Source organism: Pseudomonas sp. FSL W5-0299 (assembly GCF_005930655.1).
GTDB lineage: Bacteria > Pseudomonadota > Gammaproteobacteria > Pseudomonadales > Pseudomonadaceae > Aquipseudomonas > Aquipseudomonas mandelii.
Window position 1 is genome coordinate 45,009 of sequence record NZ_RXHX01000035.1, and the last position, 19,356, is coordinate 64,364.

Below are 19,356 nucleotides of genomic sequence, written 5' to 3' on the forward strand. Positions count from 1 at the left end.
TCAAATTTGGGTTAACCGAGAATGAGTGTTCCGCTCGCAACCAGCGTCGCATTCCCGCCAATCTTCACCCGGTCCCCTTCCAGTCGGCAGAACAACGCCCCGCCTCGCTTCGAGCACTGATAAGCGCTGAGACTCGTCTTGCCCAACCGCTTCGACCAATATGGAATCAAGCTGCAATGGGTCGAACCGGTCACCGGGTCTTCATTGATGCCGATTGCCGGGGCAAAGTACCGGGACACGAAATCATGCTGACTCCCCTTGGCGGTGACGATTGCACCCGGCCACGGCAGCTTGGCCAGGGCGATCATGTCTGGCTGGCAGTTGAGCACGGCCTGCTCGGACTCCAACACCACGAACAACTCGTTGGAACCCAGAACATCGACCACTTCGACGCCCAAGGCGCGCTCGACATCCAGGGTCACGCCCACTTCAGATGGCACGACGGCCGGAAAATCCAGCCACAAGCGCCCGTCCTCGCGGCTTACGCTCAACGGGCCGGACTTGCAGATGAAGTCCAGGCGCTCGACCGGCTCCTTATAGATGTCAAACAACACATGCGCGCTGGCCAGGGTCGCATGGCCGCACAATGGCACTTCGGTCGTCGGGGTAAACCAGCGAATGTGCCAACCCTGCCCTTCACGCACCACGAAGGCGGTTTCGGCGAGGTTATGTTCGGCGGCAATCTTCTGCATCAACTCATCGGCTAGCCACGCCTCGAGCCGATACACCATGGCCGGGTTACCACTGAACGGACGATCACTGAACGCATCGACTTGATGAAATTCAAGCTGCATAACCTTCTCCCTGATTCAGGCGCGGCCGATATCGGCAAACTTGGCCTGAGTGTGTTCGGCCAGCACCGCCGGCGCCAATTCAACCTCAAGACCGCGCCGGCCGGCGCTGACGAAGATGGTCGCAAAGGGCTGAGCGGAGTTATCGATAAACGTGCGCAAGCGCTTCTTCTGCCCTAACGGACTGATCCCGCCCAACAGATAACCCGTCGCGCGTTGCGCAGCGGCAGGATCGGCCATTTCGGCTTTTTTCACGCCCGCCGCGTGAGCCAGATGCTTCAAGTCCAAAGTTCCGACGACCGGCACCACCGCTACCAGCAACTCACCTTTCTCACTGGCTGCCAGCAATGTCTTGAACACCTGCGCCGGGTTCAGCCCCAGTTTCTCCGCGGCCTCCAGCCCATAGGACGCAGCCTTTGGATCATGTTCATAACTGTGCACGCGATGTTCGGCTCGAACTTTTTTCAACAAATCCAATGCGGGGGTCATGGCAGCTCCAGAGTGGGCGGCAGTAGAAAAATCCTGCGCTGGATTCTAGGACATTGGTCGGCAAAAGGCTCTATTGCGCCACTGTTTCAGCGGCTTGACGGCACAGGCTACCGTTCGTCCGTGCCTGGCCGGTCGCGTGAACAATACGATCATTCACATGACTAATAGTTGAATTGTGACCGACAGTTCACTTTCGACCTTTGACAGCAGCGTTTCTTGTCTATATTTTTTCGAATCTGAATACTGTACGAATGTGTCATCGCAGCACCCCAGTAGCAGGCCGAGAACAGGATGGGGATTCTGCCTCGGTGGAAAACGCGCTTTGGCCATGATGAAAGAAGCGCCAGACAACAACAAAAACGAGGTTTTCAATGACAACTGCTTTACAACAACCGTCGCTCTCAAGCCAATGCATGGCCGAGTTTCTGGGCACTGCACTGCTTATCTTTTTCGGCACCGGTTGTGTTGCCGCTCTCAAGGTCGCGGGTGCCAGCTTTGGCCTGTGGGAAATCAGCATCATCTGGGGCGTCGGCGTGAGCATGGCGATCTACCTGACCGCCGGGGTTTCCGGAGCTCACCTCAATCCCGCCGTGAGCATCGCACTGAGCATTTTCGCCGACTTCGAAAAACGCAAACTGCCGTTCTATATCCTCGCTCAAATTGCTGGCGCGTTCTGCGGCGCATTTTTGGTCTACACGCTGTACAGCAATCTATTCTTCGATTTCGAACAAACTCACCATATGGTCCGTGGCACCCAGGCGAGCCTCGAATTGGCGTCGGTGTTCTCCACCTTCCCTAACCCGGCCCTGTCCACCGCCCAGGCTTTCCTGGTTGAAGTCATCATCACCGCCATCCTGATGGGCGTGATCATGTCCCTGACCGATGACAACAATGGCCTGCCAAAAGGGCCGCTGGCACCGCTGCTGATTGGCTTGCTGATCGCCGTGATTGGCAGCTCGATGGGCCCGCTGACCGGTTTCGCGATGAACCCGGCGCGTGATTTCGGTCCGAAGCTGATGACTTTCTTCACCGGCTGGGGTGAAATTTCCCTCACCGGCGGCCGCGATATCCCGTATTTCCTGATTCCGATTTTTGCACCGATTGTCGGTGCCTGCCTCGGCGCTGCCGCGTATCGCGGGCTGATTGCCCGTCATCTGCCCAGCGCCACACCTGCTACACAGGACGCAACACCGGCCATTGACGGCAAACCAAGAACTTCTTGATACCGTAGGCGCGTGATCCTGCCCATAAGATCACGCGCCGGACCTCTCTTCCTTTTTTCGTCCAAGGCAATCGACATGACCGACATTCAGAATAAGAACTACATCATTGCCCTCGATCAGGGTACGACCAGCTCCCGCGCGATCATTTTCGACCGCGACGCGAACGTGGTCTGCACCGCCCAGCGCGAATTCGTCCAGCATTACCCGCAAGCCGGTTGGGTCGAACACGACCCGATGGAAATCTTCGCCACCCAAAGCGCCGTGATGGTCGAAGCCCTGGCTCAAGCCGGCCTGCATCACGACCAGGTCGCGGCCATCGGCATCACCAACCAGCGCGAAACCACCGTGGTCTGGGACAAGACCACCGGCCGCCCGATCTACAACGCGATCGTCTGGCAGTGCCGCCGCAGCACCGAGATTTGCCAGCAGCTCAAACGCGACGGCCACGAGCAATACATCAGCGAGACCACCGGCCTGGTCACCGACCCGTACTTCTCCGGCACCAAGCTCAAGTGGATCCTCGACAACGTCGAAGGCAGCCGCGAGCGTGCGCGCAACGGCGAACTGCTGTTCGGCACCGTCGACAGCTGGCTGATCTGGAAATTTACCGGCGGCAAGGTCCACGTCACCGACTACACCAACGCCTCGCGCACCATGCTCTTCAACATCCACACGCTTGAGTGGGACACGAAGATGCTGGAGATACTGGATATTCCGCGCGAGATGCTGCCGGAAGTTAAATCTTCGTCCGAAATCTACGGCCACACCAAAAGCGGCATCGCCATCGGCGGCATCGCTGGCGACCAGCAGGCCGCCCTGTTCGGCCAGATGTGCGTCGAGCCGGGCCAGGCGAAAAACACCTACGGCACCGGCTGCTTCCTGCTGATGAACACGGGCGACAAAGCCGTGAAGTCCAAGCACGGCATGCTCACCACCATCGCCTGCGGCCCACGTGGCGAAGTGGCTTACGCGCTCGAAGGCGCAGTGTTCAACGGTGGTTCGACCGTTCAGTGGTTGCGTGACGAACTGAAGATCATCAACGACGCCCACGACACCGAATACTTCGCCAACAAGGTCAAGGACAGCAACGGCGTGTACCTGGTGCCAGCCTTCACCGGCCTCGGCGCGCCTTACTGGGACCCGTATGCCCGTGGCGCCCTGTTCGGTCTGACCCGCGGCGTGCGTGTGGATCACATTATTCGTGCAGCCCTGGAGTCGATTGCCTACCAGACCCGCGACGTGCTGGACGCCATGCAACAGGATTCCGGCGAACGTCTGAAATCCCTGCGCGTGGACGGCGGCGCGGTTGCGAACAACTTCCTGATGCAGTTCCAGGCCGACATCCTCGGCACTCAGGTCGAGCGTCCGCAAATGCGCGAAACCACTGCACTGGGCGCCGCTTACCTGGCCGGCCTGGCGTGTGGCTTCTGGGGCAGCCTGGATGAGCTGCGCGGCAAGGCGGTGATCGAACGCGAATTCGAACCGACCCTGGACGAAACCGCCAAGGAAAAACTCTACGCCGGCTGGAAAAAAGCCGTCAGCCGCACCCGCGACTGGGAACCACATGAAGGCGCTGAATAAGCCAACCTGAGTACTCGTATCGGTATGTAACTGGTAGGGAGCAGATTCCTGCGGCATCATGGGCAAATTTTGCACGGCAGCCAAAGGAAGCCCCATGAATCTGCCTCCCCGTCAGCAGCAAATCCTCGAACTGGTCCGCGAACGCGGCTATGTCAGCATCGAGGAAATGGCTACGCTGTTCGTCGTTACACCGCAAACCATCCGCCGCGATATCAATCAGCTCGCGGAAGCCAATTTGTTGCGTCGCTACCATGGCGGCGCAGCCTACGATTCCAGTGTCGAGAACACCGCCTACGCCATGCGCGCCGACCAGATGCGCGATGAGAAGCAGCGTATCGGTGAAGCCATTGCGGCTCAGATCCCGGATCACGCCTCGCTGTTCATCAATATCGGTACTACCACCGAATCGATTGCCCGGGCGCTGCTCAACCACAACCACTTGAAAATCATCACCAACAACCTGCACGTGGCCTCGATGCTCAGCGCCAAGGACGACTTCGACGTTCTGCTGACGGGCGGCAATGTGCGGCGCGACGGTGGCGTGGTCGGCCAGGCGAGTGTCGATTTCATCAACCAGTTCAAAGTCGACTTTGCCTTGGTCGGCATCAGCGGTATCGATGAAGACGGCAGCCTGCTGGACTTCGATTATCAGGAAGTGCGGGTATCACAGGCGATCATCGCCAACGCCCGGAAGGTCATTCTGGCGGCTGACTCCAGCAAATTCGGGCGCAACGCCATGATTCGCCTTGGGCCGATCAGCCTGATTGATTGCCTGGTCACCGACCAACAACCTTCGCCGGCGCTGGCGCAACTGCTGAGTCAGCACAAGATTCGGCTGGAAGTCGTTTAACCCTCTCCAAACAGCGCGCTCCCTTGTGGCGAGGGAGCTTGCTCCCGGTGGGCTGCGAAGCAGCCCTGAAACCGGTAATCGTTGTATTTCAGGAAGAGCGTGTCGACTGATTTGCGTCTGCTGAGCAAGCTCCCTCGCCACAAAAGCCTCCACCCCCCCTCATTTAATGTTCGTATATTTTCCTTTTTCGGTCCTTCGATCAGTATTTTCAATCGAAGTTGACTGGCTGTGGGCGGCTTTATGGGCTACCATTTTCGCAAATGAACATTAATGTTCGAATTCCAATACAGAAAATCAAAAGAGCCCGAGGCCAGCCGATGCCCACTTCTACCTTGCCTACGCCCCCTCTCGCTGAGGTCTACGACATCGCCGTCATCGGTGGTGGGATCAATGGCGTTGGGATCGCAGCGGATGCCGCCGGTCGCGGCCTTTCGGTGTTCCTTTGCGAAAAAGATGACCTGGCCAGCCACACTTCGTCGGCCAGCAGCAAGCTGATCCACGGCGGCTTGCGCTACCTCGAACATTACGAATTCCGCCTGGTACGCGAAGCCCTCGCCGAACGCGAAGTGCTGCTGGCCAAGGCGCCGCACATCGTCAAGCAAATGCGCTTCGTGTTGCCGCACCGTCCGCACCTGCGTCCAGCCTGGATGATCCGCGCCGGCCTGTTCCTGTATGACAACCTCGGCAAGCGGGAAAAACTCGAAGGCTCGAAAAGCCTGAAGTTCGGTCCGGACAGCCCGCTGAAAAGCGAAATCACCAAAGGCTTCGAATACTCCGATTGCTGGGTCGACGATGCGCGCCTGGTGGTGCTGAACGCCATGGCCGCCCGCGAGAAAGGCGCCCACGTTCACACCCAGACCCGCTGCGTCAGTGCCCGTCGTACCAAGGGCCTGTGGCATCTGCACCTGGAGCGCGCCGACGGCAGCCTGTTTTCGATCCGCGCCAAAGCGCTGGTGAACGCCGCCGGCCCTTGGGTCGCCAAGTTCATTCGTGATGACCTGAAGATGGAATCGCCCTACGGCATTCGCCTGATTCAGGGCAGCCACCTGATCGTGCCAAAACTGTATGAAGGCGAACACGCGCACATTCTGCAAAACGAAGATCAGCGCATCGTCTTCACCATTCCGTACCTCAATCACTTCACCCTGATCGGCACCACCGACCGCGAGTACACCGGCGATCCGGCCAAAGTGGCGATCACCGAAAGCGAAACCGATTACCTGCTGAAAGTGGTCAACGCCCACTTCAAGAAGCAGATCAGCCGCGACGATATCCTGCACAGCTATTCCGGCGTCCGTCCGCTGTGCAACGACGAATCCGACAACCCGTCAGCCGTCACCCGCGACTACACCCTGGCGCTCTCGGGCACTGGCGAAGAAGCGCCGTTGCTGTCGGTGTTCGGCGGCAAGTTGACCACCTACCGCAAACTGGCCGAGTCGGCGCTGGCACAATTGGCGCCGTACTTCACGCACATCAAGCCAAGCTGGACTGCCAGCGCCACCCTGCCGGGCGGCGAAGACATGACCACCCCGCAGGCGCTGAGCTCGCTGATTCGCGACAAGTTCGACTGGGTTCCGACTGAAATCTCACGCCGCTGGGCAACCACCTATGGCAGCCGCACCTGGCGCATGATGGAAGGCGTGCAGAACCTCAACGACCTGGGCGACCACATCGGCGGCGGTCTCTACACCCGCGAAGTCGATTACCTGTGCAGCGAAGAGTGGGCAACCACCGCCCATGACATTCTGTGGCGCCGCAGCAAATTGGGCTTGTTCACTACCCCGGCGGAACAGCAGAAACTGGTGGATTACCTGAGCAAGGTCGAGCAGAACCGCAGCAAGATCGAAGCGGCCTGATCGCCATCCGTTTAAATGAAAGCCCCTGAATCCGACGATTCAGGGGCTTTTTTGCAGGCGCTCATTGCGCCAGATGCAGCAACAGGAAATCAATGAACGCCCTCGTTTTGTGGGGCAAATGCGGGCTGTTGGGAAACACCACGTTGACGGACTGCGAAGGCAGCGAATAGTCGGGCAACAGGCGAATCAGCCGCTCGCTGGCGATGTCGTCCTTGACCACCCAGGCGGGCAGCACCGAGACGCCCAGCGACGACAACGTCATGGAGCGAATGGCCGTGGAAGAGTTGGATTCAAACTGATTGATCCCGTTGATCTCGACAGCCCCTGATTGCGGATGACGCAACGTCCACTGGGTCGGTGCCTGCAGGTTGCTGTTGGCGATCCACGGCACCGAGTTCAGGTCCTGAGGCGTTTGCACCGGGTGACGGGCAAGAAACGTCTGCGTAGCCACCAGGACAATTTCATAATCCGCCAGCTTACGGCTCTTGAAAGCCGAGTCTGCCAAGTTGCCCAGACGAATAACCAGGTCTAACTTTTCCGCCACCAGATCATTGAGTGAAGAGTTAAAGTCATAGCAGAGTTTTATTTCCGGATAGCGCTCTATAAATTGCGGCATCAACGGAAGGATATAAGCCTCGCCGTATTCTATGGTGGAACTGAACCGCAACTTGCCGGTGACACGGTTATGACCTTTCAATACATTATCGAAGGCACTATCGATGTCCGCGACAATACCTTTGAACGATTCATAAAAATCCTGACCTATTTCCGTGAGGGAGATATTTCGGGTATTTCGAATCAACAACGTCGCGGACAGCACATCCTCCAGCGCCTTGACATGCAGGCTGGCCATGGCCTTGCTGATATTCAGGTAATTGGCGGCCTTGGTGTAAGAACCAAAATCGACCACCGCCAGAAATGTCTGTACCCGATTAAGATGAGTGTGCATAGCAATTGAGTTCACTGTTCAATCCCGTCAAACATTGTTTCAAGGATAGTCGTATCGACAGTTCAAGTCCATCGCCCCTATGCTGTGCGACAAAGGGGAAACAACATGACCTATCGCTACAAAGTTGCACTGATATTTCTCATCGGCTTTTTTATAGACTGCATTAACATCTTTATATCGGCGGTCGCACTACCGACTCTATCGGCGGCGCTGCACGTTAGTACTTCAGACGTTGCCTGGGTGGCTAACGCTTATATTCTGGGGCTGACACTGATCATCCCGGTCAGCACTTGGCTGGCCGGTCGTTTTGGCAGTCGGGAAATCCTCACCGCCTCGATGATCGTGTTCACAGCCTCCGTGTGGATGTGCGGGCTGGCCGACAGTTTCAACGAGCTGGTGATCTGGCGCTTCGTCCAGGGGATGGGCGGCGGTCTGTTGATTCCAGTCGGCCAGGCACTGACATTCAACCTGTTCAAGGGTGAGCAGCGGGCGAAAATATCCACGTTGGTCATGGCTGTTGCCCTGATAGCGCCCGCCATTTCACCGACCATCGGCGGCATCATCGTCGACAGCAGTTCCTGGCGCTGGGTGTTCTACAGCAACATCCCGTTCTCGCTGATCGCGGCTTTGCTGTCCTGGTTCTGGATCAATGAAGCGCGGCCGACAAGTTTGCCCCGGCCCGACATCAAGGGTTTGCTGCTGGTCAGCGCCGCACTCGGCAGCCTGTTGATGGGCATGTCGTTGTATGGCGGCGACGCTCCGGCCTGGGTGGCCGCCCTCTTCGTCACGGCCGGCGTTACGTTTGTCCTGCTGTACGGGCTGCACTACCGCCGCTGCAAAAACCCGATCATTGAACTGAGCCTGCTCAAAAGCAAAAAACTCAGCACCTCCATCTTTATCTATTACGCGATTCCCGGTGTGTTCACGGGGGTCAACCTGATGAGCATCTTCTTCCTGCAAAACACCCTGCACTTCAGCGCCCGACTGACAGGGATGTTCATGATCCTCTACGCCATCGGCGCGTTCATCGCGATGCTGATCTGTGGCCGGACCTACAACCGGATGGGCGCCAAGCGGTTGTTTGCCCTCGGCATGCTGTTGCACAGCGCCGGCATCGCCACCCTGTTATTGGTCAACGATCCCTCGGACCTCTGGGTAATAGTCATCGCCTACAGCTTGATGGGGATTGGCGGTGGCATCGGTGCCAACACCGCACAAACCACATCGCTGATGGACTTCGAGGGCAATGACACGCACAAGGCCAGTGTCATCTGGAACATCAACCGACAGATGTCATTCAGCATCGGTGCCGCCCTGTTCCTGATGGTTTTCAACCTGCTCTTGAAGCACTTCGATACCACCCAGGCCTATCACGCGACCTTCGCCATCGCCGCGCTGGCGGGTCTGTTTCCACTCTTTCAACTGAGTCAGTTGAACACTCAAAAGGACTGTCATGCACAACAAAATAGTTGAACAGGCGCACCACAGCGTTCATCACGTGCACGAGTTGATTCAAACCCTGTTCTCCGATGCAAACGGTCAGGGACAGGCCATGCTCGAGCCGCTGATGTCGGCATTCGCCGAGCACTTCAGCATGGTCACCACCTCGGCCGCCATCGTCAGCCGGGCGACGGTCGAACAGATGTTCAAAGGTGCAATCGGCGCCAAGCCAGGTCTGGAGATCATCATCAGCGACCTGCAAACGGTCTGGCAGGAAGGCCACAGCGTGGCGATCCGCTACAAGGAAACCCATCGCCTCGACCAGCGCGAAAGCTCAAGGGTTTCGGTGGCGATCATTGGCCTGCATCACCACAACGCCCAGTGGATCTACCTGCATGAAACGCCGCTAAGCCAGGAAAGTTGATTTTCGATAATCAGCTGGCAGCCCCAAACACTATTCGGTTTTCCGAACACGACCTGTCGGTCGATTCGGTTAACCGGATTATCCTTCACAAAAAAAGAACGCCATAAATATTTAATCCCTTTCTAAATCAATAAGTTAACTTGACTCACCTGGCCTGGCACGAGTCATGCTCTACACTCTTGGACGAATGTCTCTTGTGCACCCACTTCAGGAGCCGTCAGGCATTCGAAGCACAAAAGGGCCGATGAACTGGCTCCATAAAAAAAACAATGTCGAGGAAAATTTGATGCGCATCGTTCCCCATATCCTGGGCGCAGCCATTGCTGCCGCTCTGATTAGCACTCCAGTTTTCGCTGCCGAACTCACCGGCACACTGAAGAAGATCAAAGAGTCCGGTGTGATCACCCTCGGGCATCGTGACGCTTCCATCCCGTTTTCCTATATCGCTGATGCTTCCGGCAAACCGGTCGGCTACTCCCACGATATCCAGCTGAAAATCGTCGAAGCCATCAAGAAAGACCTGGACATGCCCAACCTCCAGGTCAAATACAACCTCGTGACCTCGCAAACCCGTATCCCGCTGGTGCAGAACGGCACCGTGGACGTCGAGTGCGGTTCCACCACCAACAACGTGGAACGTCAGCAGCAAGTTGCCTTCTCCGTCGGCATTTTCGAAATCGGTACGCGTCTTCTCTCCAAGAAAGACTCCGCGTACAAGGACTTCGGCGACCTGAAAGGCAAAAATGTCGTGACTACCGCGGGCACCACGTCCGAGCGCATCCTCAAGTCGATGAACGCCGACAAGCAGATGGGCATGAACGTCATCTCCGCCAAAGACCATGGCGAATCCTTCCAGATGCTGGAAACCGGCCGCGCCGTGGCTTTCATGATGGACGACGCCTTGCTGGCCGGTGAAGCAGCCAAAGCCAAGAAGGCGGATGACTGGGCCGTGACCGGTACTCCACAGTCCTACGAGATCTACGGCTGCATGGTTCGCAAAGGCGACGAGCCGTTCAAGAAGGCGGTGGATGACGCCATCAAGGCAACCTACGCTTCGGGCGAGATCAACAAGATCTACGAAAAATGGTTCATGCAGCCAATCCCGCCTAAAGGCCTGAACCTGAACTTCCCGATGAGCGACGAGCTCAAGGCCCTGATCGCCAATCCGACCGATAAAGCGGCTGACGACAAGCCTGTAGAAAAAAAGTCCTGAATTCTGACTAACCTTATCTCCTGAGAGGGCCACTGCCCTTTCAGGGGATAGTCACTCCCTGCTGGCATTTCTGGAAACACTCGAACCGGTGGTTGTCGAGCCGCTCGTGTGTGCCTGACCACCAGAGTCGGGCGGGAACGGAGCTTCCCCAGGCGGGCACTTGTACATCGAACGATCTGAGGGGAGACCCTAATGAATTACAACTGGGACTGGAGCGTGTTCTTCAAGTCCACCGGCGTGGGCAGTGAGATTTATCTCGACTGGTACCTCTCCGGTTTGGGCTGGACCATTGCCATCGCCGTCGCCGCCTGGATCATCGCGCTGCTGTTGGGCTCGATTCTGGGTGTCATGCGCACCGTGCCGAATCGCATCGTATCGGGCATCGCGACCTGCTACGTCGAACTCTTCCGTAATGTGCCGCTGCTGGTTCAGCTGTTCATCTGGTACTTCCTGGTGCCCGATCTGCTGCCGCAAAACCTGCAGGACTGGTACAAACAGGACCTGAACCCGACCACCTCGGCTTTCCTCAGCGTCGTCGTTTGCCTGGGCCTGTTCACCGCTGCTCGTGTATGCGAACAAGTGCGTACCGGCATCCAGGCGCTGCCTCGTGGCCAGGAAGCCGCCGCTCGCGCCATGGGTTTCAAACTGCCGCAGATCTACTGGAACGTGCTGCTGCCCCAGGCCTACCGGATCATCATTCCGCCGCTGACCTCGGAATTCCTGAACGTGTTCAAGAACTCCTCCGTGGCGTCGCTGATCGGCCTGATGGAGTTGCTCGCGCAGACCAAACAGACCGCCGAGTTCTCCGCCAACCTGTTCGAAGCGTTCACCCTGGCCACCCTGATCTACTTCACCCTGAACATGAGCCTGATGCTGCTGATGCGTGGGGTCGAGAAGAAAGTCGCCGTACCGGGCCTGATCTCCGTAGGGGGTAAATGATGGAATTCGACTTCTCGGGTATCGTTCCGTCCCTGCCGGGCTTGTGGAACGGCATGGTCATGACCCTGCAACTGATGGCGCTGGGCGTCGTCGGCGGGATCATCCTCGGCACCATCCTTGCGCTGTGCCGTCTGTCCCACAGCAAACTGCTGTCGAACCTGGCTGGCGCCTACGTCAACTATTTCCGTTCGATCCCGCTGCTGCTGGTCATCACCTGGTTCTACCTGGCGGTGCCGTTCGTGCTGCGCTGGATCACCGGCGAAGACACCCCGATCGGCGCGTTCGCCTCCTGCATCGTGGCCTTCATGATGTTCGAAGCGGCGTACTTCTGCGAAATCGTCCGGGCCGGCGTGCAGTCGATTCCCAAGGGCCAGATGGGTGCTGCCCAGGCTTTGGGCATGACGTATGGCCAGATGATGCGTTTGATCATCCTGCCGCAAGCGTTCCGCAAGATGACCCCGCTGCTGCTGCAACAGAGCATCATCCTGTTCCAGGACACTTCGCTGGTCTACGCGGTCGGCCTGGTGGACTTCCTCAATGCTTCCCGTGCCAGTGGCGACATCATCGGTCGCTCCAATGAGTTCCTGATCTTTGCAGGTCTCACGTACTTCACAATCAGCTTTGCCGCCTCGCTGCTGGTCAAGCGTCTGCAAAAAAGGTTTGCCGTATGATCTCTATCAAGCAAGTCAACAAGTGGTATGGCGACTTCCAGGTACTGACTGATTGCAGCACCGAGGTCAAAAAAGGCGAAGTGATCGTGGTGTGCGGGCCGTCCGGTTCCGGCAAATCCACCCTGATCAAATGCGTCAACGCCCTGGAACCGTTCCAGAAAGGCGACGTGGTGGTCGATGGCACGTCCATCGCCGACCCGAAGACCAACCTGCCGAAACTGCGTTCGCGCGTCGGCATGGTGTTCCAGCATTTCGAACTGTTCCCGCACCTGACCATCACCGAAAACCTGACCATTGCGCAGATCAAGGTGTTGGGCCGCAGCAAGGAAGAAGCCACCAAGAAAGGCCTGCAGCTGCTTGAGCGCGTTGGCCTCTCGGCTCACGCCCACAAGCACCCGGGCCAGCTCTCCGGTGGCCAGCAACAGCGTGTGGCAATTGCCCGTGCGCTGGCGATGGACCCGATCGTCATGCTGTTCGACGAACCGACCTCGGCGCTGGACCCTGAAATGGTCAACGAAGTGCTCGACGTGATGGTGCAACTGGCCCACGAAGGCATGACCATGATGTGCGTGACCCACGAAATGGGCTTTGCCCGCAAAGTGGCGGATCGCGTGATTTTCATGGACCAGGGCAAAATCATCGAAGACTGCAAGAAAGAGGACTTCTTCGGCGATATCACCCACCGCGCCGAGCGTACACAGCACTTCCTTAACAAGATTCTGCAGCACTAAGTTCTACCACCGCCCCCCTGTGGGAGCGAGCCTGCTCGCGAAGACGGCTTAACAGTCAACATCGACATTGGCTGATCCACCGCCTTCGCGAGCAGGCTCGCTCCCACAAGGGTCCGCGGCGATTTACAAGTAAGTGTTGTGGTTGACCCAAGGCATCTGTGATGAAATGCGACCCCACTCTCTATCGCGCTGCGCCGCCATCACTCGCCGTGAAACCCCGTCTGATTCGCCATCTGTTCCTGCCCCCCCTGGTCATCGCCCTGATGATCGGATTGGGTTACCTCGGCTTCTGGGTCAGTGAGCACTACGGGATTCGCAGCCTCAGCGAGAACGGCCAGCGTCAGCTTGAACTGCACGCCCGCGCCGTCGAGAGCGAGATCAGCAAGTACACCTACCTGCCCAGCCTGCTGGAACTTGAATCCAGTGTTTCAAAACTGCTGGCCGACCCGTCACCGGAACACCGGCAGACGGTCAATGATTACCTCGAAGGCCTGAACCGGCGCAGCCGCAGTCGGGCCATCTACGTGATGGACACCACCGGCCGCGTCATGGCCACCAGCAACTGGCGCGATGTCGACAGTTACCTGGGCGAAGACCTGTCCTTTCGCGCCTATTTCCAGAACGCCGTGCGCGGTCAACCTGGGCGCTTCTACGGGATCGGCAGCACCAACGGCGAACCCGGTTACTACCTGGCCCACGGCCTGGAAGAACACGGCAAGATCATCGGCGTCGCGGTGGTCAAAGTCCGCCTGGAAGCCATGGAAGAACGCTGGCAGCGTGCGCGCCTCGAAGCCTTTGTCAGCGACGAGAACGGCATCATCATTCTGTCCAGCGATCCGGCACGACGGCTCAAATCGGTGGTTCCGTTGAGCGAAGAAACCAAGGAAAAACTGGCCCGCAGCCTGCAGTACTACTGGTTCCCGCTGAACGAATTGCAGCCACTGGCCCGGGAAAAACTGGCCGAAGGTGAAGAAAAACTGACCTTCCCCGCCAACAGTGAAGTGGAGTCAGACGAAGAGGACATCAGCTACCTCTCGCAGACCCGCCCCCTGAGCGACACCCCGTGGAACTTCACCCTGCTCACGCCGCTCCAGGATTTGCGCCGTGAAGCGATCAATCAAGGGATTCTGGTGGCAGTGGCGTTTGCCCTGGTGGCGTTCCTGCTGATTGCCTGGAACGAGCGGCGCAAGGTGATCGCCACCCGCCTCGCCGCCCGTGAAGCCCTGCAGCAAGCCAACAATCAACTGGAGCGTCGGATTACCGAACGCACCACGGATCTGCGCGCCAGCAACGAACGCCTCAAGGGGCAGATCCGCGAACGGCGTCAGGCTGAAGAGACGTTGCGCCGCGCCCAGGATGAGCTGGTGCAGGCCGGAAAACTCGCCGCCATCGGCCAGATGTCGACCAGCATCGCCCACGAACTGAACCAGCCGCTGGCGGCGCTGCGCACCTTGTCCGGCAATACCGTGCGCTTTCTCGAACGCGGTCAACTGGACGTGGCCAGCACCAACCTGAAGACCATCAACGAATTGATCGACCGCATGGGCCGGATCACCGCCAGCCTGCGCTCCTTCGCCCGTCGCGGTGACGACAAGGGCCAGGCGTGCCTTGGCAAAGCGGTAGATGCCGCGTTGCAACTGCTGGGAGGTCGCGTGGAAAGTGTCCATCTGCAACTGCATCGTGACTTCAAAGACGTGCAGGTGCAGATCGACCAGACCCGCCTCGAGCAGATCCTGGTCAACCTGATCGGCAATGCCCTCGATGCCATGCAGGCACAACCGTTGCCCGAGTTGTGGCTGGAAGGCGAAGCATTTGATGGCAAATATCGCCTGCGCGTGCGCGACAACGGCCACGGTATCGACGCCGAAGCACGCAAGCATTTGTTCGAACCGTTCTTCACCACCAAACCCGGCGAACAAGGCCTGGGCCTGGGCCTGACACTATCCGCCAGCCTGGCCGCCGCCACCGGCGGGCACCTGGGTGTCGAACACCCGGCCAGCGGTGGCACCACCTTCGTCCTCAGTTTACCGTTGGTAAGCCCCACTCACGCCGAGCCAATATGAACAACGACCTTAGTGTGCTGATCGTCGAAGACGACCCCCATGTGCTGCTCGGCTGCCAACAGGCGCTGACCCTGGAAGACATTCCCTGCGTGGGCGTGGGCAGCGCCGAAGAAGCGCTGGAGCGGGTTGGCGACAATTTTGCCGGCATCGTCATCAGCGACATCCGTCTGCCGGGCATCGACGGCCTGGAACTGCTGACCCGGCTCAAGGCGCGCGATCGCAGCTTGCCGGTGGTGCTGATCACCGGCCACGGCGACATCTCAATGGCCGTCGGCGCAATGCAGAAAGGCGCCTATGACTTCATGGAGAAACCTTTCTCCCCGGAACGCCTGGTGGACGTCGCCCGCCGCGCGCTGGAGCAACGCAGCCTGGCCCGGGAAGTGTCTTCGTTGCGCCGGCAACTGGCGGAGCGCGATTCCCTCGAAGGTCGGATCATCGGCCGCTCGCCGGCCATGCAGAACCTGCGCGAACTGATCGCCAACGTCGCCGATACCTCGGCCAACGTGCTGATCGAAGGCGAAACCGGCACCGGCAAGGAATTGGTTGCGCGCTGCCTGCACGACTTCAGTCGCCGCCACACCAAGCAATTCGTCGCGCTGAACTGCGGCGGCCTGCCGGAGAACCTGTTCGAAAGCGAGATCTTCGGCCATGAAGCCAACGCGTTCACCGGCGCCGGTAAACGACGGATCGGCAAGATCGAACACGCCGACGGCGGCACGCTGTTCCTGGATGAAGTCGAAAGCATGCCCCTGCCCTTGCAGATCAAACTGCTGCGGGTGTTGCAGGAGCGCACCCTCGAACGCCTGGGTTCGAACCAGAGCGTGGCCGTGGATTGCCGGGTGATTGCCGCGACCAAGTCCGACCTCGACGAGTCGAGCAAGGCCGGCGAGTTTCGTAGCGACCTGTATTACCGCTTGAACGTGGTGACCCTCGAATTGCCGCCGTTGCGCGAACGTCGCGAAGACATCCTGCAACTGTTCGAACACTTCCTGCAGCAGTCGTCCCTGCGCTTCGACCGCGCCGTGCCGGAACTGGACAACCAGACCCTGTCGAACCTGATGAGCCACGACTGGCCGGGCAACGTGCGCGAACTGCGCAACGTCGCCGAGCGTTTTGCCCTTGGCCTGCCGGCCTTCAAGAAATCCGGCACCAGTGGCAGCAATCAGGGTCTGGCCTTCGCCGAAGCAGTGGAAGCGTTCGAACGCAACCTGCTCAGCGACGCCTTGCAACGCAGCGGCGGCAACCTGACCCAGGCCAGCCTGGAACTGGGAATGGCCAAGACCACGCTGTTCGACAAAGTGAAGAAATACGGGCTGAGCCACTGATGGACCTGATCCTCAAAGCAGCGCTGGGGGCGGCGGTGGTCGTCATCCTCGCCGCACTGGCCAAGACCCGAAACTATTACATCGCAGGCCTGGTGCCGCTGTTTCCGACCTTTGCGCTGATTGCGCATTACATCGTCGGCAAGGGGCGTTCGCTGGAGGATTTAAAGACCACCATCGTGTTCGGGATGTGGTCGATCATTCCGTACTTCGTTTACCTGGCGACGTTGTACGTGATGGTCGACCGGATGCGGCTTGAAGCGTCGCTCGCCATCGCGGCAGTGGCGTGGCTGATGGCGGCCACCGTCCTCGTCACCGTCTGGGTCCGCCTCCACGCTTGACCATCCCCCCCTGTGGCGAGGGAGCTTGCTCCCGCTGGGTTGCGAAGCAACCCCATTACCTGCAATCGAGTTTCAGCAGAAAAACCTCCTTGACCGCTTAGGGGCTGCTTCGCAGCCCAGCGGGAGCAAGCTCCCTCGCCACAATGAATTTCAGTGCAGCAGACGGCTGGCCCGCCCCTTGCATTTACCCCCAAAAGCCCCCTCGGCCGGCTTTCATGATGGATGAAGCCGGTGTCTGGGAGGGTCTGCCAAGGGTGAATTGCGACCTTGAACATTTTAGATCTCGACCACAGCCTGACGGCCCAGGCGCCCATCTCGCGGCTGCTGGAAAGCGGCCGTGCCAAACGCCTCGACTTGCTCGACCTCGGCCCGAAACTGCGGCTGTGGTCCAGCGAACGGACCTGGCGGCGGTTCGCCGAACGCTTGCAGCAACGGCCCCGGCACAGCGGCCCGCAACCGGAAATCTTCTTCGTCGGTTCCGGTGATTACCACCATCTGACCCCGGCGTTTCTGACTGATTTGCCGGAGCCGGCAAGCCTGATTCACTTCGACAACCACCCCGACTGGGTCCGCTTCGCCCCCCGTCGGCATTGCGGTTCGTGGGTCAATCAGGCACTGAAACTGCCGAACATCCAGCGCATCGTCACCCTTGGCCCGTGCAGCGACGACCTGCAGAATCCACAGCTCAAGGGCGGCAATGTCCGGGCGCTCAAACGCGGCGTGTTGCAGCTGTTTCCGTGGCAGCGCCCGCCCTCGAAAGTGTGGGGCCGGGTCGGTGACGGCGCTGGCCATCGGCAGCAGGAAAACCTGCTGCACTGGCGCAATCTGGCGGAGCTCGACTGGCCGGTGTTTCTCGAACAAATGATCGCCAGCCTGCCCACCCGCGCAGTGTGGATCACCCTCGACAAAGACGTGTTGGCCTGCGAAGACGCGGCGACCAATTGGGACCAGGGCGGCATGCGCTTGAGCCACTTGCTGCAAGCCATCAGAGCCTTGGCGGCCAGCAAGCGAATCCTCGGCATCGACATCTGCGGCGAGTACGCCCGACCCGCCTTCAGCAATGCCCTCAAGCGCTGGGAAGCCAAGTCGGACCAGCCCCCGGCCGAACGCTGGAGCGAAGCGGATCTGCTGCGCAACGCGGCGACCAACCAGGCGTTGATCGATCTGTTCGAGGAGTTGTTTCCATGACCTTCACCGTGATTGTGCTGGTGGCGTTTTCCATTGTCCTGGACGTCATCGGCCAGCTCTGTTTCAAGCTCGGCCTGGATCGTTTACCGGAGCTCGAAGGCGGGTTTCGCCTGAATGCGTTCTGGGGCCAGGTATTCAACGCGCCGCTGCTGTGGTGCGGGATCGGCGCCTACGTAATCGAATTTTTCGTCTGGCTCGAAGCCCTGTCCCGGGCGCCGCTGAGCCTGTTGTTTCCAGCGGCGGCGCTGGCGTACTGCGGCGTGGTGCTGGCCGGCAAACTGATCCTCGGCGAGACCGTCAGCCGGCGGCGCTGGCTCGGCACTTTAGTGATTACGGCGGGCGTGATGCTCGTGTGTGTCACCCATGCATGAGGCAGAAGCGATGATCAGGAACAAGACCGACTGGCTGCATGAACGCCTCGGTACGGTGGTGCTGTGGGCGTTGTTGATCGGGTTTGAAAGCGCCGGCCAGATCGCCACCAAGGTCGGTGGAGATCAGCTGGGGCAGATGGATTTCAACCTGCAATGGCTGCTGGCTGTGGCGGTCAATCCCGGGGTGTGGTTTGCGATTGCCTGCTACATCGGCGCGTTTTTCGTGTGGATGCTGATCTTGCGGCGCAGCAGTCTGTCCCTGGCGTTCCCGCTGAGTTCGCTGGTGTTTGTCGGGGTGTTGCTCGGTTCGTGGCTGGGGCTGGGCGAGCAGATCAGCGTGCTGCACTGGGTGGGGGTGGCGGTGATCATGGGCGGGATTGCGTTGCTGGCCGAGGGCGAAGAAACCTGAAAATCACCGCAATTCCTGTGGCGAGGGAGCTTGCTCCCGTTCGGCTGCGCAGCAGTCGTAAAACAGGCTGGCGAGGTATTTCTGGAAGAATGAGTTGCCAAGTTTGGGGGCCGCTTCGCGACCCAGCGGGAGCAAGCTCCCTCGCCACAAGTGCTTAGTTGAATTTGTAGGCCAGTGCCGCCTGCACTTCCCCTTGGTTGGTCTCACCGAGCTCTTTGACAAGGCTGCTGTCCGCCGCAGAACCTGTCAGGTGAATCCAGCTCGCGCTGGTCAACAACGACCACTGCGGCGCCAGCGGAAACTCGAAACTCTGAGTCAAAGCCACATTCTGCAAACCACCGCCCGCGTTGTACGGCCGAATCCCCGAGGCTTGTGACTCATTGGCACTGACGCCGAAGAAAGTCTGACTCTGCCGCGCATCCGCAAAATGCGCGGTCAGACCGGAGCTCCCAATCACCCCGCCACCCAGTGGATAACCCACCTCCCCGCCAACACGCCCCAACAC

The 19,356-nt window shown here is 59.1% G+C and carries 20 protein-coding genes; 16 read left to right on the top strand and 4 right to left on the bottom strand.

The genetic code is table 11. From position 1 onward, the window contains the following. Positions 1-11 precede the first annotated feature (11 nt). Positions 12-794, bottom strand: a complete 783-nt coding sequence (locus FHL16_RS27845) for a PhzF family phenazine biosynthesis protein (protein WP_010457693.1) — start codon at positions 792-794, stop codon at positions 12-14. 15 nt (positions 795-809) lie between these two features. Beyond that, positions 810-1,280 carry a Cys-tRNA(Pro) deacylase gene (gene ybaK, locus FHL16_RS27850; RefSeq protein ID WP_077749898.1) on the bottom strand — a complete coding sequence of 157 codons (471 nt, stop codon included), beginning with the start codon at positions 1,278-1,280 and terminating at the stop codon, positions 810-812. A 371-nt stretch (positions 1,281-1,651) separates the two neighbouring features. On the opposite strand from ybaK, the gene FHL16_RS27855 reads away from it, so the two are divergent. The 4 genes from FHL16_RS27855 (at position 1,652) to glpD (ending at position 6,790) form a co-directional block, all read left to right on the top strand. After that, positions 1,652-2,503, top strand: a complete 852-nt coding sequence (locus FHL16_RS27855; protein WP_077749899.1) for an MIP/aquaporin family protein — start codon at positions 1,652-1,654, stop codon at positions 2,501-2,503. Between the two features lie 75 nt (positions 2,504-2,578). Then, positions 2,579-4,084, top strand: a complete 1,506-nt coding sequence (gene glpK, locus FHL16_RS27860; protein ID WP_077749900.1) for a glycerol kinase GlpK — start codon at positions 2,579-2,581, stop codon at positions 4,082-4,084. Positions 4,085-4,178: 94 nt separating this feature from the next. After that, complete coding sequence (locus FHL16_RS27865) at positions 4,179-4,934, top strand: DeoR/GlpR family transcriptional regulator (protein ID WP_010457697.1); 756 nt, start codon at positions 4,179-4,181, stop codon at positions 4,932-4,934. Positions 4,935-5,251: 317 nt separating this feature from the next. After that, entirely contained in the window at positions 5,252-6,790 is a 1,539-nt protein-coding gene (gene glpD / locus FHL16_RS27870; RefSeq protein WP_077749901.1) for a glycerol-3-phosphate dehydrogenase, read from the top strand. A gap of 61 nt (positions 6,791-6,851) precedes the next feature. On the opposite strand, the gene FHL16_RS27875 is transcribed toward glpD, so the two are convergent. Continuing rightward, positions 6,852-7,739 (bottom strand): LysR family transcriptional regulator, encoded by an 888-nt coding sequence (locus tag FHL16_RS27875; RefSeq protein WP_077749902.1) that lies wholly within the window; start codon positions 7,737-7,739, stop codon positions 6,852-6,854. Positions 7,740-7,844: 105 nt separating this feature from the next. Here FHL16_RS27875 and FHL16_RS27880 point away from each other — a divergent pair, with 105 nt between their 5' ends. From FHL16_RS27880 to FHL16_RS27935, 12 genes are all read left to right on the top strand, one after another. After that, complete coding sequence (locus FHL16_RS27880; RefSeq protein WP_077749903.1) at positions 7,845-9,212, top strand: DHA2 family efflux MFS transporter permease subunit; 1,368 nt, start codon at positions 7,845-7,847, stop codon at positions 9,210-9,212. Beyond that, complete coding sequence (locus tag FHL16_RS27885; protein WP_077749904.1) at positions 9,193-9,603, top strand: DUF4440 domain-containing protein; 411 nt, start codon at positions 9,193-9,195, stop codon at positions 9,601-9,603. Before FHL16_RS27880 ends, FHL16_RS27885 begins: the two co-directional genes overlap by 20 nt. A 286-nt stretch (positions 9,604-9,889) precedes the next feature. Continuing rightward, the gene (locus FHL16_RS27890) at positions 9,890-10,816 is read left to right on the top strand and encodes a glutamate/aspartate ABC transporter substrate-binding protein (protein WP_042933025.1); all 927 of its coding nucleotides are present in this window, start codon (positions 9,890-9,892) and stop codon (positions 10,814-10,816) included. 192 nt (positions 10,817-11,008) lie between these two features. Continuing rightward, a complete protein-coding gene (locus FHL16_RS27895) occupies positions 11,009-11,755 on the top strand; it encodes an amino acid ABC transporter permease (protein ID WP_010457703.1) in 747 nt (248 codons plus the stop codon). Beyond that, entirely contained in the window at positions 11,755-12,426 is a 672-nt protein-coding gene (locus FHL16_RS27900) for an amino acid ABC transporter permease (protein WP_010457704.1), read from the top strand. The genes FHL16_RS27895 and FHL16_RS27900 overlap by 1 nt, the downstream gene beginning before the upstream one ends. After that, positions 12,423-13,157, top strand: coding sequence for an amino acid ABC transporter ATP-binding protein (locus FHL16_RS27905; protein WP_010457705.1), 735 nt, complete (start codon positions 12,423-12,425; stop codon positions 13,155-13,157). Before FHL16_RS27900 ends, FHL16_RS27905 begins: the two co-directional genes overlap by 4 nt. 161 nt (positions 13,158-13,318) lie before the next feature. Continuing rightward, the gene (locus FHL16_RS27910) at positions 13,319-15,220 is read left to right on the top strand and encodes a sensor histidine kinase (RefSeq protein ID WP_077749905.1); all 1,902 of its coding nucleotides are present in this window, start codon (positions 13,319-13,321) and stop codon (positions 15,218-15,220) included. Beyond that, positions 15,217-16,545 (top strand): sigma-54-dependent transcriptional regulator, encoded by a 1,329-nt coding sequence (locus tag FHL16_RS27915; protein WP_010457707.1) that lies wholly within the window; start codon positions 15,217-15,219, stop codon positions 16,543-16,545. The genes FHL16_RS27910 and FHL16_RS27915 overlap by 4 nt, the downstream gene beginning before the upstream one ends. An 8-nt stretch (positions 16,546-16,553) precedes the next feature. After that, the gene (locus tag FHL16_RS27920; protein WP_169857921.1) at positions 16,554-16,883 is read left to right on the top strand and encodes a GlpM family protein; all 330 of its coding nucleotides are present in this window, start codon (positions 16,554-16,556) and stop codon (positions 16,881-16,883) included. Between the two features lie 267 nt (positions 16,884-17,150). Continuing rightward, positions 17,151-18,071 carry a hypothetical protein gene (locus tag FHL16_RS27925; protein ID WP_010457709.1) on the top strand — a complete coding sequence of 307 codons (921 nt, stop codon included), beginning with the start codon at positions 17,151-17,153 and terminating at the stop codon, positions 18,069-18,071. Next, complete coding sequence (locus tag FHL16_RS27930) at positions 18,068-18,442, top strand: EamA family transporter (protein ID WP_010457711.1); 375 nt, start codon at positions 18,068-18,070, stop codon at positions 18,440-18,442. The genes FHL16_RS27925 and FHL16_RS27930 overlap by 4 nt, the downstream gene beginning before the upstream one ends. 10 nt (positions 18,443-18,452) lie before the next feature. Beyond that, positions 18,453-18,851: a transporter gene (locus FHL16_RS27935; protein WP_010457712.1), complete on the top strand. Its 399-nt coding sequence runs from the start codon at positions 18,453-18,455 to the stop codon at positions 18,849-18,851. 154 nt (positions 18,852-19,005) lie between these two features. On the opposite strand, the gene FHL16_RS27945 is transcribed toward FHL16_RS27935, so the two are convergent. Next, positions 19,006-19,356 (bottom strand): MipA/OmpV family protein (locus FHL16_RS27945; protein ID WP_138739084.1); only part of this gene is annotated, 351 nt, incomplete at its 5' end.